Origin of the sequence: Terribacillus saccharophilus (assembly GCF_046592595.1) — a bacterium.
Classification (GTDB): Bacteria; Bacillota; Bacilli; order Bacillales; family Amphibacillaceae; genus Terribacillus; species Terribacillus saccharophilus_C.
The window spans coordinates 17,420-30,902 of record NZ_JAWVPF010000006.1 but is presented as its reverse complement, the minus strand read 5'-3'; the positions used below and the strand labels follow the sequence as shown (position 1 = coordinate 30,902).

The window sequence follows — 13,483 nt, the reverse complement described above, 5'->3', positions numbered from 1 at the left end:
TCTTCACTTCTAGTATATCAGCCAGCAAAAAGAGAGATTATGAAGTTATTGTAAATTTTAACTTATATGGGAAGACGTTTCTTCACGGAATACCAGCTCTACATTTCGCCTCAGCTGTTTTTCCAGATGCTTTTTCTGTTTTTCTACTTGATACCATTCTGCACGCCAGTCTTTGTTGCATATGACAGTAAGCAGCAGGTCGTCTCCATCTGCCTGCAATTCGATGTCAGCTACTATATTCCGCTTTGTCGCGTGCAAACTGTTGGCCAGTTTGATAATCGCTCCCAGCAGACGGTAGTGGGCGAGCTCCTCTTCCTTGAACCATGATTTGAATACTTCTGCGTTGCGATTATAAAATGATTTATTTTTGAAGGATGCAAGCAGTGCCAGAATGATACGATCTTTATGCAGCAAGCCATCAATCGTCCGGTTTGCCAGCAGATAGAACGTATGCTGGTTTCCGGATTCTGTATCGATATAAGCTCCGACATTATACACATAGGCAGCGTACTTTACGAGGAACGAATCATGATCATTCAATTCCACAAGCCCCTGTTCCTCCATCAGCTTCGCCAGTAATACAGCTGTTTTTTGCCGCTGCAGTGCATGCGTCCGATCAATCTCGAAATCCTTTGCAAGCTCCTCAAAGCTGCGCTCCAGTACATCCGTGAATAACGTCATTTCATTACGGCGATGCAGCACCTCATACAGCAATCCGTCCCGCAATCCTTTCCGGCTGAGGACAAAATCATTCGTCCCTACAATATCAAGCAAGCAGCGAAATACTTGGATCGCCGGCAAGATGATATCCGCTCTATCCTTCGAGAGACCATCCACTTTTTGCAGCTCGGAAAAGCCGAGCGGTGCAAGCTCAGCTTGCATATTTTCGATATCCTGCTTCTTCATCTTGTATTGATGCAGTCCAGCTAATGGATAGCCTACCTCTTCCTGATGTATTTGGACGACATTACGTGCGCTTCCGCCGATAGCGATGATTGGCAGCTGCTTATCCGGCAGCCAATCCAGCGTCTGCAGCTGTTCACATACAAATGCATGGATATGTTCCAGTTCTTCCTCTGTCGGCTTCTCTCCTGCTGCAAATTGCCGCTTCAGCGATAAAGCCCCAAATGGGAAGCTGTGATAGAATAGCAGCTTGCGATTCTCAAAATACGTCACCTCCGTACTGCCGCCCCCGATATCGACGGTAATACCATCCTGGAACGGCGTGCTGTTCGCGACAGCTAAATAACCGAGGTATGCTTCTTCATAATCTGATAGAACCCTGATAGTAAAGTCGGTTTCCTTATCCACCAGCTCCACTATATCCTGCTGATTCTTCGCATGCCGGACGGTAGCCGTCGCAACACAAGTTGTGGACTCCAGCTCATAAAAGCGTGTCACTTCCTGGAAGCTATGCAGTGTTTTGACGAGTGTCTGGATTCCCTTTTCATCCAAGACACCATCTGCTGTCAGATAATTGCGCAGACGCGCGACAACCTTCACATTCTCTTTTTCTTTAATTCTGCCACTCTTGTCACGCACGTACACGACAAGACGCATTGTATTCGATCCGATATCTATAATGGCATAATATTTTGTCTTCATAACAAGTCCCCTCACATCGAAAGCCTTTCTTTCCATATTACCCAAACTGAAGCTCCCGTAACATTGTCTCTAAAAGAAAAGCCGCACAATTGTGCGACTTACTTTGTATCATTGCTCTTCTTCTATCTTTCCAGCTTCCCCTGCGCCATCAGCAGGATCAGCAGAGATATCCGGCTCTGGTTCAGGATCTGATTCCGGTTTATCTTCAGGCTCTGCCACAGGCGGCTTGGATTTTTCAGCAGGTTCTTCTGCTGGTTTCTCTTTGGAAGGTACCGGCTCCTCTGCAGCAGGCTTTTCCGTGTTTCCTCCTGTAGAGCCCTTGTTAGTCGAACTGTTTCCGCTGGATGAGGAACCGCTTGTCGAACCTCTGCCGGAAGACCAGCCACTATTGCTGCTGGAACTGCCGCCACCGCCACCGCTGTAACTTGACGAACTGCCGCCAGAAGAGCCGCTTGCAGGTACAGAGTAGCTGGAGCTGGGTGCTTGATAACTAGAATCAGAGCTAACCTCTGTTTCGTCTTCCGTAACAATTGGTTCTTCCGTTGTCTGAACTTCTTGCTCCGTCTGAGGCTCCAGTTCAACTGCTTGTTCTTCCTCTGCCGCAATCATTTCCTTCTGGAGAGCAAATTCACCATCTATATGCTCGATTTTCACTTCTTTCGGTTCTTCCGTTAGTTTCGCTTTGGCAGCATAGGATTGCTCTTTCTGCTCATTCGCCTTTAATGAACTGTTCGTCACGGATTTGTTCTGTACATAGAAGAAAGCTGAGACAGCAATACCAAGGAAAAGGATGAATGTCCCGATCAGCAGCGTCTCCTTCTTCACGCTTTGCCAGCCTCCTCTTCATACAGTTCAATTGGTAATCCATCAGGATCCTGGAAGAAAGTAAATGCTTTTTCCGTGAAAGGATCTATCCGGACAGGTTCGGTCTTCACACCCATTGCTTGAAGTCGAGCTGCTTCCTTTTCGACATCATCTACTGTAAAAGCAAGATGGCGCAGTCCAGATGCTTCCGGATAACTCGGACGTGCCGGAGGATTCGGGAAGGAAAATAACTCAATGACATATGTATCCCCAAGTGCAAGATCCAATTTATACGAATCCCGCTCTTTCCGGTAGACTTCCCGTATACTACGCAAACCTAATATTTCGGTGTAAAATCGCTTGGATTCTGAATAATCCGAGCAGATAATTGCAATATGATGCACAGCACGCAGCATAATGCCGCCTCCTTCCCGTATTTCCATTTCTTCCATTCTACTACAAATAATCCCTGTATTCAGCACCATTCTGCAAAATCAATTGCTTCTTTACAATATGCTGGTAAAATCGATTCCAGCTGCCAATTCCCTAGCCTGCTTGCGGTTTTTGACACCAAGTTTTTCATAGATTCGATGGAAATATACTTTTACCGTACCTAGTGATAAATCCAATTCTTCCGCTATTTCATTGTTCCGTTTGCCAAGCTGGAGATGATAGACAAGCTGCAGCTCCCGATTTGTCAGCTTATTTTGCAGCTTCTGCTCTGTTGTCTCCTCTGACCAGTATGCCAGGATCTGCTCGACATACTTCCGGTGTTTCTTTGGTACTTCATCTTTTTCCATCAGTTCATCAAGCATATCGCGCACTGTCTCCCCATTTTTCCAATAGGTGCGCAAATATTTATGATCGGCACTGAGACGAAGCGCATCTTTCATAGAGATGTACGCTTGATCACGATCGGTTGGGTACAGCAGCACAGCTTGGATGATGTAGAGTTCAATTTCTGCACTTAGACGATGGCCGAATTTTACGAGCGGCAGCAGCTTCTTGATGTAATGCTGCGCTGCTTCAGTGTCTCCCATGGCCTTATAGGACAACACAAGTGTTATGTATTCAAACAGGCTCTTTTGCTGGATTGGCGGCTCCTGGAGAACGAATAGAGACAGCCAATTCTGTATCCGTCTTGTGTCGCCTTGATGAATAGCGATACGGATCCTTGCTGCTTCTGCCTTTTTGAACCAGTCAGCTGAAGCATTGCTCCTTGTCAGTAGATCCTTCAATGCATGCAGCGTCGCTTTGGCTGATTGGGCATCACCTTGCTGTTCCAACTCATGCCTTGCTTTCAATATGTATGCCGGTACCAGCAAACCTGGCAGTCCGAACAAATCAGCAATAGCCAAAGCCTGTTCCAAGTGGCTTTTTGCTTTAGTCGCCAAGCCTACTTCATACGCTAGCTCTGCCAGACTCAGATGGTAATAGCCTCTGAAAACGGATTCGTCTGTGACTGTGTGAGCCAGTCCTTCGTATACTCGCTGAATCGCACGTAAATCGCCGCCTCCTCCAAGCGGTGAGTGGAGGATAGTAGCATCATGGCGATTATAATCGAACGAATGGGAAAAATACTTGCTGGAATTTTCACTGTAAATCAGTGCTTTACTAGCATGATCCATCGTACTTTTGGCATCATCCTCCAGCAAAGATATAAAACTCTTCAATGTATACAAATCAGCAAAGTGACGTTTTTCTTCCTCTTCAGAAAGCTGCAGTTCCCGACGCAGTAGCTGTTCTTCCATCATATAAGCATGCCGCTGGGCACTCTCCGGCTGAAAGCGCAGGCATTCGACCCAGCCATAGATGATCCCCAGCTCCAGCTGATAAATGAACTTGCGCGGTAATTTACTGATCCATTCCTGCAGCTGATCGGTACGACCTTCCCTTAAAAGACTAGGTGCCGCCTCGATAAGGAGCTGTTTGACACGCAATTCATCCCCGGCCTTCCAGGCGTACTGGATAGCCATGAGCAGCATTTGCTCATTTTCGTACCACATACTCGCTCGATGGTACAGCTCATTGATATTCGCTGCTTGCCTATCGAGCATTTCCTTCAGGTATGTACGAAAATGCTTATTATAGGTGAACCAGCCAGGTGCCTCCTGGTTCTCAACAAGCAATCCCTGTGACCTTAGCCGCCGCATGATCACCCTGCCGCGTCTTGTTCCTACTATATAATCACATAAACGGACATGCATCGTATTCAAGATAGACGTGGAAAGCAGATAGTTCCGTTCATTGTCTGGAAGGCTATGGACAATTTCCTGGATAAGCTGCCTTGCCACTACAACATTCGAAAACTGCAGCTCCGAATAATCCTCCCGAAACTGCTGCTCATACATGTGGATAAGCTGAAGCCCGGCAGCCCACCCTTGCGTCTGCTGGATGATAGTTGTGACTATTTCCTCCGAAGGCTCCTTATGCAGATGCTTCTTGATATACGACTCGATCTCTTCGGGCGTGAAAATCAAATCACGCTTTGTGATTTGCAATACTTTTTGCTGGCGCAGCAGCCTTCTCAAAGAAAGACCTGGAAATACCTGACCAGCTAAAATGATGTGAAATGTATCCGGCATCTCTTCCAATAATGATGTTAATTCATACAGTTCATTGGAGTTCGTCATCAAATGAAAATCATCCAGTATCAATGCAGCCGTCACTTGGTACTCACGCAAATAAGCACAGCACGTTGCAATGAAATGGGTTGGCGAATAGGAAGCAGACTGGATTATATCCAATAGATTCTTCCGTTCCCGATCAGGCAGACCTGGCATATGTAAAATCATCTTTTTCCAGAAAGCGACTCGCTGGATATCTTCTTCCTCGAGATTCACCCAACCTACTTCCAAATCTGTCTTTGCTGCCCATTCCTGGAGTATTGTCGTTTTGCCATAGCCAGAGGGAGCTGTCAATGTCGTCAGCTTGCACGTTTCGATCTTTGTCCAGACACTGTCCGGCTTGATCCGTTCTAATCTCATTTGTCCAATCTTCACAGCAGACTCCGCCATTTCATTCCGACTAGCATCATGTTCCCGCATCTCCATCAACCTTTTTTATCTTAGTTGCTCTTAGTATAGCAAAATTTGTAGAAATTTGGTGGTACATTCTAGCACTATTGTATCTATAATGACAATTCATAGTAGTTCAATGGATACGCACCCATAATATACTAAAAAAAGCACCCGCTGCTGCGCAGCAAGTGCCTTACAATCAAAGTTCCTGTCCGTTAGTCTCGATAACACGCTGATACCACGCAAAACTCTTCTTCTTTGTTCTTTCCAGCGTGCCATTGCCTTCGTTATCACGGTCCACATAAACGAAGCCATAACGCTTTTTCAATTCCGCAGTCGAGGCACTGACTAGGTCAATTGGTCCCCATGTTGTATAGCCGATCAAATCGACACCATCAGCTACTGCTTCTCTCATTTGTTCAATGTGCGCACGCAGGTAATCGATGCGGTAATCATCCTGGATACTGCCGTCTTCTTCGACCTTGTCCACGGCACCCAAGCCGTTTTCCACGATGAACAAAGGCTTCTGGTAGCGATCATAAAGAACATTCAGTGTCGTACGCAAGCCCTTCGGATCAATCTGCCAGCCCCATTCGGAAGATTTGAGATAAGGGTTTCTTACTCCTGTCATCAGGTTCCCGGCAGCAGCTTCCTTCAGCTTCTCTTCATCAGTTGTCGCAATGAAACTCATATAATAACTGAAGCCAATATAGTCGACCGTGTGCTCGCGCATAAGTTCCTCATCACCGTCAGCAATCTTGAACTCGATATCATTTTCAGTGAAATAGCGTTTCAAATAAGTAGGATAGTAGCCGCGTACTTGCACGTCGGAGAATTGCAATGTTTTACGATCCTGCTCCAGAGCTGCAAAGACGTCATCTGGATGCGGTGTCAATGGATACGTCGTCATAGACGCGATCATACAGCCGATTTGTGCTTCCGGATTGATTTCATGGGATGCTTTTACCGCCAATGCACTGGCTACAAATTGGTGATGCGCAGCCTGATACATAATGTTCAGCTTGTTCTCGCCCTCTTCGAACACCAGACCGCCGCCAGTGAATGGCGCATGCAGGACAACGTTGATTTCATTGAATGTCATCCAGTACTTCACCTTGCCGTTATAGCGCTCCAGTACAGTTCTGGCAAACTTCTCATAAAAGCCAATCACTTCACGATTGCGCCAGCCGCCGTATTTTTTCACTAGATTCAACGGCATCTCATAGTGGGAGATGGTAACGACAGGCTCCATGCCGTGTTTCCGCATTTCATCGAATAAATCGTCATAGAATTTCAAGCCCGCTTCATTCGGCTCTGCATCATCCCCATTCGGGAAAATGCGCGTCCACGCGATGCTTGTACGGAAGCATTTAAAGCCAAGCTCGCCGAACAATGCCAAATCTTCTTTGTAACGATGGTAAAAATCGATACCATCATGATACAGATTCAATTTAGCTGGATCCTCAGATGCTGGATACATGATACCGTCAGGTGATACATCAGCTGTTGAGAGGCCTTTGCCGTCTTCTTGATATGCTCCTTCCAGCTGGTTGGCTGCCACAGCGCCTCCCCATAGGAAACCTTGTGGAAATTCTTTTTTCACTTCTGCCATGATTCAGTTCCTCCCTATTCTTTCGTGTTCCGTCAAATAATGATAGAGTGCACCATATAAATTCGCATCACTTTGATAATGGCAGCTGACAATCGTTGGATCAGCTGCATGGAATGGATTTGCTTGTTTCAGCTCTTGTAGGCTATGCTGAATTCGTTCTGTCACGATTGGCTGCGCGCTGATGCCGCCGCCAATGGCAAACACTTCCGGATCGAAAATATATTGGAGATTCAAAATCTGCACAGCAATGCTCATGCAAAATTCGTCGAAAATCCGATTTGCAGCAGCATCACCAGCATGGATAAATTCGAATGCCTTCTTGCCATCTGTGACATCCGCAACTTCTTTTTCCTTATTGATCCGTTTAATCATATTGACCGCTGAACCAGTCGAACCGAAAAAGGCAGCTTTCTTGGATTCCGCGTCAACTGATTCCATCACATAACTCAGTTCCCCAGCCAACAGATTCCGGCCATGATGGACTTTGCCATCCATGAGGATACCGCCGCCCACTCCGCTGCCAAGCACCAAGACAATCGCATCACGCTTGTCCTTGAGGCTCCCGAGCCAAAGCTCTGCGAGTGCTGCACAGCGGCCGTCGTTCTCAATCGCAACTGCTACATCATAACGCTCCTTGAGCTTTTCTTTCATATTCACACCATGCTGGAACGGGAAAGACCCGCCATTGTAAATAACACCGGTGTCTATGTCGACTGCCCCTGGCGTGCTAACTGCAATGCCACGTACTTCCTCGCTGTACATGTCATCGATGCTAGCAAACAGTATCTTATCGAAAGCTTCGATATTTTCCCTGGAAGACGGTCGGCTGTCTTTTTTAATGATTTTGCCGCCTCTATCCATTAAAGCGGTCTTAACCAAGGTCCCGCCGATGTCAACTACAAGATACATGCTCAAGCCCTCCTCCAGTTGTCCTATTACATTACCACTACATATGTATGATATAATGATAACGATTACATTTCTGGTATTAATTTCGTTTTTTTGGTAGTTACTTTCTATTTTCTGCAATGGAGGTTCCCTATGCCGAACGACTGGTCCACCGTCACACGATTACTTCATCAAACTTTTTCTATACCTGTTACCTATCAGTCAGAATCGACACTCTCCAGCGTTCCTTATCTAAAGGAAGAAACTTCAGGGTACTCTTTTTTCATACCATTTGAAGATAACGGCGGTATGCTGCAGCTAGGCCCAGCATCAGAAACAAACCTATCAAAGGAGAAACTGATCAATATCGGCTCACTTGCTTATTACATGCTGTACCAGCAGGAGCTGGATGCGGCTGCGCTGCAAAAGCCTTCTTTGGAGCTGCCGATGATCCAATCAGCTGAGAACAGACAGAATATCACTTTTCACCATCACCCTTATTTAGAGGAAAAACTCTTCGACTGTATTCGTGCCGGCAAGCCTGAACTCGTGAAGAAACAGCTGCAGAGCTTCCCCGATGAATTAAGCGGAACATTGGCAAAGCAAAACGTATTGAGAAATCGGAAGAATTTAGCTATAACAGCCATTACATTGGCAACCCGCGCTGCCATCAACGGAGGACTGGCTCCTGAGCTTGCCTTTACAATGAGTGATGTGTATATCCAGCAGATCGAAGAGAAGACAAATCTCTCAGCACTTATACACCTACAAACCGAAGCACTGTGCGCATTCGCTGACAAAGTAAATGAAATAAAAGCAGGCACATATTCGCGTAAAATCGCGCATTGTGTCCATTATATCTACCAGCATCTTTATGAAGTGCTGACATTGAAACAGCTGGCCGATATGCTGAAAATGAATCCGACTTACCTTTCTGCCCGGTTCAAACAGGAAGTTGGCATGCCGATACGAACTTATATCCAGCATCTTCGCATTGAGGAAGCCAAACTTTTGCTTAGGACGACAGATCAATCCTTGCTGCACATTTGTGCGTTGCTTCACTTTCACGACCAAAGCTATTTCACAAAAGTGTTCAAGAAACATACTGGCCTCACACCTCGGAAATTCCGGGAGCAAGCATAAAAAAAGCCGACAGCATTAGCTGTCGGCTTTGGATTAGTTTGCTGGCTGATTGGATTTTTTCGCTTGGATGACAGAAGGACGTCCGATAGAATAGTAGTCGATGTTCGCCGTTTCTACATAGCTGAGCGGATAGCAGTTACGGCCATCGATAACGATTGGCTGCTTCATCTGCTGTTCGAAAACAGTTAGCGGGAGATCCTTGAATTCATCCCACTCTGTCACGATGATCGCTACATCTGCGTCTTGGAGTGCTTCCTTCGTGCTCACTGCATAATGGACAGTCTCTGGAAGCAATCGCTTCGCATTGTCCATAGCGATTGGGTCAAATGCGGAGATGTTCGCACCAAGGTCCGTCAATTTCTGTGCAAGCACAATACTTGCTGATTCGCGCATATCATCGGTATTCGGTTTGAATGCAAGACCAAGCATGGCAACTTTCTTGCCTTCCAGTCCGCCGCGTACGACCATTTGCGCCATATCGACAGGAATTTGCTGCTGCTTGTTGTTTACATTGATAACCGATTCCAACAAGTCAAATGTGTGATTCACGCCGCCGGCAATCTGAACAAGTGCTTTCGTATCTTTCGGGAAGCAAGAGCCGCCATAACCGATACCAGCATTCAGGAATTTATCACCGATACGTTTGTCCATCCCCATTCCTTTGGCAACATCTTCAATGTTGGCACCAAGCTTGCCGCAGATCGTACCAATTTCATTGATGAAGCTGATTTTCGCTGCCAGGAAAGCATTGGACGCATATTTGATCATTTCAGCGCTTTCGATATCCGTACGGAATACCGGCACACCGAATGGTTTATTGATTTCTTCAATTAGATTTGCTGCTTCTTCAGATTCTGAACCGATTACGATACGGTCACCATTGTACGTATCATGTACAGCAGAGCCTTCCCGAAGAAATTCGGGATTGGATACAACTTCAATCTTCACGTCGCGATCAAGCGCCTCCGAGATCCAATGCTTCACAAGTTTATTCGTGCCAACAGGAACCGTACTCTTTGTGACAACAACTGCTCCTTTATCCGTTACATGCGCAGCGATATCCCTTGCTACCTGCTGTACAAAGTCAAGATTAGCAGAACCGTCCGCTCTCTCCGGGGTACCGACAGCAATATAGATAGCATCCGCATCATGGAAGGCGATGCTGTGGTCAGTCGTGAAATGAAGTCGATCTGCATGCATATTTTTATGAATCAATTCTTCCAACCCTGGCTCATAGATTGGGGAAATTCCGAGATTTAACTTATCTATTTTATTTGGATCTACATCCAAGCAATATACTTGATGTCCAATATCAGAAAGCGCTACTCCTGTAACCAGTCCCACATAACCTGTTCCGATTACTGCGATTTTCTTCTTCATTGAGGTCACATCCTATTTGAATAAAGTATGTTTGTATGAAGCATTCTAGCACCGAATTTCCAATAAATAAGCATATTTACACAAGCTTTAAAGTATCTTCGTAAACTATAGAATCCCTTTACATAAAAAAAGCACCTTTCCCAAAAGGAACGATGCTTTTTACCTCTTACTTCTTCCTGCATTCCTGAATAAATGCACTATCCCGCAGCTTGCGTTTCACTTCTTTCCCCCAATTCTTCACAGCATCTTCTGTCGTCTGCTCGATTGCGGCGATTTCCTTCACTGCATACCCATGGATTATGTACCAGTACACCCATTTCCATTGCTTATCCGTGAGTGTATGTTTGACACGCTTCCAGAATTCTTGTTTTTCAATCAAGTCGAGTTCTTGCTGGATTGCTTCTTTTGTGTGGGCTTCATTGATGATGAGGTCGGTTTTTTCTTGTTCGCGGATGATTTTTCTGAGGTAGTCGATGAGTCGGTGACGGATCATATGGCTGGCATAGGAATCGAAGGTGCCTTTTGTTTCCTCATAGCCATTGTAAGCAAAAAATAATGCCATTACGCCTTCCTGTAAAAACTCGTCGTGTGTATCCCGGATACCCAATCGGTGGATATGGTAATGGATCATATTCTTGTACTGTTCAAGCACTGTATGAAAATCAATATTGCGGATGTCCGACATCGGTATCTTCTCCCTTAATTTTTTATGGGCAGAACAGCTTATAAACCTCTCTCCTCCTTTACAAAAATTAGGACTTTTTGTTCACCCCTCGCTATTCTGTCTTATAATCGAAAGTTTTGCAAGAAAAGGGTTAATTTACCATGTTCGACATCTTGAAGCAGAAAACGCCTGTTTTTACAGGAACTTAACTGCAGAATCTGTCACATTTACTGGAACCAAAACGAAAACACGCATATTCCATTAAGAAATGCGTGTATCAAAATAGTGTATTAATAATTTGTAAAATAAAAAGAGGGACTACCCTTCACATGCTCTGAATAGGCTGTACAAGTCAGCCAAAAGGAGGCCAAGCATGGGTAATATACTCAATTATATATTATTGGGAGTGAGTCTCTCCGCACCAGTAGGTCCAGTCAATGCCGCTCAAATGGAAAAAGGAATCCGCGGCGGATTCCTGCAAAGCTTATCTGTCGGGTTCGGTGCGATGCTGGCAGATATTCTGTATATGCTGCTTGTGTATCTTGGATTTTATCATGTCATCATGATCCCTGTTGTTCAGTCTTTTCTTTATTTCTTTGGCAGTTTCGTCTTCCTTTTTCTTGGCATTGAGAGCGTCTTAAAGACTCGTACATTGACCCGTGCTAGCATGACAACAGTTGCTCCGCTCCAAGGACTCCGGTATGGATTCTTTCTCGCTCTCGTTAATCCGATCAGTATTATGTTTTGGGTTGGCGTTTACGGCTCCGTTCTTGCCAAGATCGTCGAGCAAGGCGAGGCAGATCATTTGCTGCTTTACACGATAAGCATCTTTGTTGGTGTGTTCCTTTGGGATAATGTGATCGCCCTTTTATCCAGCAGTTTGCGTCGTTTCCTGAATGACGGTTTGCTGAAGCTGATCACATTTGTTTCCGGGATGTCTTTGCTCGGTTTTGGTCTCTATTTCGGATATTTAGGCATTTTGAGTGTGCTGTGATTTTTTGCGTTTGACCCAGATGCCGATAATCAGAATAAGGACAGCGAATCCGGCACTTACATATAAGCCTGGACGTACTTCAGCTTCTACTGCTGTTCCGCTGATACCTGCGAACAGCAGGATGGCTGCTATTACCGTCACCAGCTTATTGACCATCTTGAACTTTTCAATTTTCCAGGCAGATGCCAGTATGAACAGCCAATTGTACAACAGCAGCAGCCCTGCCGCGGTAGTGATATACTCATATATTTTCCCGGGCAATAATAAAGCGGTGATAATACTCGCGAGCAAACCCACTGCCGCCAGCAGCATACTTGCCAAAGGAAGGTCCTTATACTTCAGTTTCTTAGCAAACAGCTGCGGCGCATCTTTGTCCTTTGCCAAAACGACAAGCAAATTCGTTACCGCAAAAAGTGCTGCACATAAAGTGGAGAACCCTGCTATGATGACAGCAGCATTGAACACATGCGGGAAGAAATCAAGCGGCGTTTTCGACAGCGCAGTGACAAACGGACTTTCATTCATCTTGAAGTCATGTGTCTTCACCATGCTGATAGCCAAAAGCAACGAAACCACATAAAGTATCGCCAGCCCGATCAGCATAATTGTCCCTGCCTTTGCGGCTTCTTCCTTCTTCTTCAGCTGCATAGACATCATTCCGATAACCTCAATACCCCCAAAAGCATAAAAAGCATAAATAAGTGATGCCCATAACCCCTTATAACCATCATGCAGGAAACTTTCCTCAAAAGGCTTATACGTCGATTCTGTAGAGATAACGTTAAATAACACAAGTGCAGCCAATATAATAAACATCGTAATCGCAGCTGTCTTGACGACCGCAAAGACATTCTCCATCTTATTGAATCCCTTTGCACCTGTCAGGACCACAATAATTGCCAGCACAGCGTAAATGGCGGAAAACACCCATAATGGCACATTCTCAAACCAAAATTGGCTTAAAAGTGAAATCGCCGTCAGCTGGCTGCCCATGATCAGGATATTGGAGCACCAGTAGCTCCATCCGCAGCTGAAAGCTGCCCAGCCGCCAAAAGCTTTGCCGGCATAATAGCAAAACGATCCTTCCTGCGGATCATTTGCCGTCATCTTTGCAAGAGATAAAAATACGATCAGTGTACCTATCGCAGCCAATACGAAAGAGATGATGATGGAAGCACCAGTCAAATGGATGCCGATAACGGATCCGAGGAAATATCCCGTTCCGATCGTACAGCCTATCCCGACAAGCGACAGCTGCCACCATTTCATATTGCCTGTATTGGATGTTTTACCTTGTCCTTTATTACCTGGATGCTTTTTCAAGTCCGTTCCCTCCTCGTCCTGTTAGTATGAGGAGTAACGATGGAATTATG

At 45.5% G+C, this 13,483-nt stretch carries 11 protein-coding genes; 2 read left to right on the top strand and 9 right to left on the bottom strand.

Annotated features, from left to right (window positions below):
* Positions 1–57 precede the first annotated feature (57 nt).
* From ppx to SFC25_RS11170, 6 genes are all read right to left on the bottom strand, one after another.
* Positions 58–1,605, bottom strand: coding sequence for an exopolyphosphatase (gene ppx / locus SFC25_RS11195; RefSeq protein WP_411215355.1), 1,548 nt, complete (start codon positions 1,603–1,605; stop codon positions 58–60).
* 108 nt (positions 1,606–1,713) lie between these two features.
* Positions 1,714–2,430 carry a hypothetical protein gene (locus SFC25_RS11190; protein ID WP_411215354.1) on the bottom strand — a complete coding sequence of 239 codons (717 nt, stop codon included), beginning with the start codon at positions 2,428–2,430 and terminating at the stop codon, positions 1,714–1,716.
* Positions 2,427–2,825, bottom strand: coding sequence for an SMU1112c/YaeR family gloxylase I-like metalloprotein (gene gloA2 / locus SFC25_RS11185; RefSeq protein WP_411215353.1), 399 nt, complete (start codon positions 2,823–2,825; stop codon positions 2,427–2,429). The genes SFC25_RS11190 and gloA2 overlap by 4 nt, the downstream gene beginning before the upstream one ends.
* Before the next feature lie 90 nt (positions 2,826–2,915).
* Positions 2,916–5,456 (bottom strand): winged helix-turn-helix domain-containing protein, encoded by a 2,541-nt coding sequence (locus SFC25_RS11180; protein ID WP_411215352.1) that lies wholly within the window; start codon positions 5,454–5,456, stop codon positions 2,916–2,918.
* Between the two features lie 172 nt (positions 5,457–5,628).
* Positions 5,629–7,041 carry an aryl-phospho-beta-d-glucosidase gene (bglH, locus tag SFC25_RS11175; RefSeq protein WP_411215351.1) on the bottom strand — a complete coding sequence of 471 codons (1,413 nt, stop codon included), beginning with the start codon at positions 7,039–7,041 and terminating at the stop codon, positions 5,629–5,631.
* Positions 7,042–7,044: 3 nt separating this feature from the next.
* Positions 7,045–7,950 (bottom strand): ROK family protein, encoded by a 906-nt coding sequence (locus SFC25_RS11170; RefSeq protein ID WP_411215350.1) that lies wholly within the window; start codon positions 7,948–7,950, stop codon positions 7,045–7,047.
* A 132-nt stretch (positions 7,951–8,082) separates the two neighbouring features.
* Here SFC25_RS11170 and SFC25_RS11165 point away from each other — a divergent pair, with 132 nt between their 5' ends.
* On the top strand, positions 8,083–9,072 hold the full coding sequence (locus tag SFC25_RS11165; RefSeq protein ID WP_411215349.1) for a helix-turn-helix domain-containing protein: 990 nt from the start codon (positions 8,083–8,085) through the stop codon (positions 9,070–9,072).
* 33 nt (positions 9,073–9,105) lie between these two features.
* Here SFC25_RS11165 and SFC25_RS11160 read toward each other — a convergent pair whose 3' ends face one another.
* Complete coding sequence (locus SFC25_RS11160) at positions 9,106–10,452, bottom strand: UDP-glucose dehydrogenase family protein (RefSeq protein WP_411215348.1); 1,347 nt, start codon at positions 10,450–10,452, stop codon at positions 9,106–9,108.
* Between the two features lie 166 nt (positions 10,453–10,618).
* Complete coding sequence (locus SFC25_RS11155; RefSeq protein ID WP_411215347.1) at positions 10,619–11,137, bottom strand: sigma-70 family RNA polymerase sigma factor; 519 nt, start codon at positions 11,135–11,137, stop codon at positions 10,619–10,621.
* A gap of 352 nt (positions 11,138–11,489) precedes the next feature.
* On the opposite strand from SFC25_RS11155, the gene SFC25_RS11150 reads away from it, so the two are divergent.
* Positions 11,490–12,110 carry a LysE family translocator gene (locus tag SFC25_RS11150; RefSeq protein ID WP_411215346.1) on the top strand — a complete coding sequence of 207 codons (621 nt, stop codon included), beginning with the start codon at positions 11,490–11,492 and terminating at the stop codon, positions 12,108–12,110.
* Here the strand turns inward: SFC25_RS11150 and SFC25_RS11145 are convergent.
* Positions 12,087–13,379 carry an amino acid permease gene (locus SFC25_RS11145; protein WP_411215595.1) on the bottom strand — a complete coding sequence of 431 codons (1,293 nt, stop codon included), beginning with the start codon at positions 13,377–13,379 and terminating at the stop codon, positions 12,087–12,089. The genes SFC25_RS11150 and SFC25_RS11145 overlap by 24 nt on opposite strands.
* Positions 13,380–13,483 lie beyond the last annotated feature (104 nt).

What these genes read in the sequence shown, in the direction of transcription:
- SFC25_RS11145 (WP_411215595.1), bottom strand. Translation starts at nt 13,379, where the DNA reads ATGAAATGGTGGCAGCTGTCGCTTGTCGGGATAGGCTGTACGATCGGA.
- ppx (WP_411215355.1), bottom strand. Translation starts at nt 1,605, where the DNA reads ATGAAGACAAAATATTATGCCATTATAGATATCGGATCGAATACAATG.
- SFC25_RS11180 (WP_411215352.1), bottom strand. Translation starts at nt 5,456, where the DNA reads ATGCGGGAACATGATGCTAGTCGGAATGAAATGGCGGAGTCTGCTGTG.
- bglH (WP_411215351.1), bottom strand. Translation starts at nt 7,041, where the DNA reads ATGGCAGAAGTGAAAAAAGAATTTCCACAAGGTTTCCTATGGGGAGGC.
- gloA2 (WP_411215353.1), bottom strand. Translation starts at nt 2,825, where the DNA reads ATGCTGCGTGCTGTGCATCATATTGCAATTATCTGCTCGGATTATTCA.
- SFC25_RS11160 (WP_411215348.1), bottom strand. Translation starts at nt 10,452, where the DNA reads ATGAAGAAGAAAATCGCAGTAATCGGAACAGGTTATGTGGGACTGGTT.
- SFC25_RS11150 (WP_411215346.1), top strand. Translation starts at nt 11,490, where the DNA reads ATGGGTAATATACTCAATTATATATTATTGGGAGTGAGTCTCTCCGCA.
- SFC25_RS11155 (WP_411215347.1), bottom strand. Translation starts at nt 11,137, where the DNA reads ATGTCGGACATCCGCAATATTGATTTTCATACAGTGCTTGAACAGTAC.
- SFC25_RS11165 (WP_411215349.1), top strand. Translation starts at nt 8,083, where the DNA reads ATGCCGAACGACTGGTCCACCGTCACACGATTACTTCATCAAACTTTT.
- SFC25_RS11170 (WP_411215350.1), bottom strand. Translation starts at nt 7,950, where the DNA reads ATGTATCTTGTAGTTGACATCGGCGGGACCTTGGTTAAGACCGCTTTA.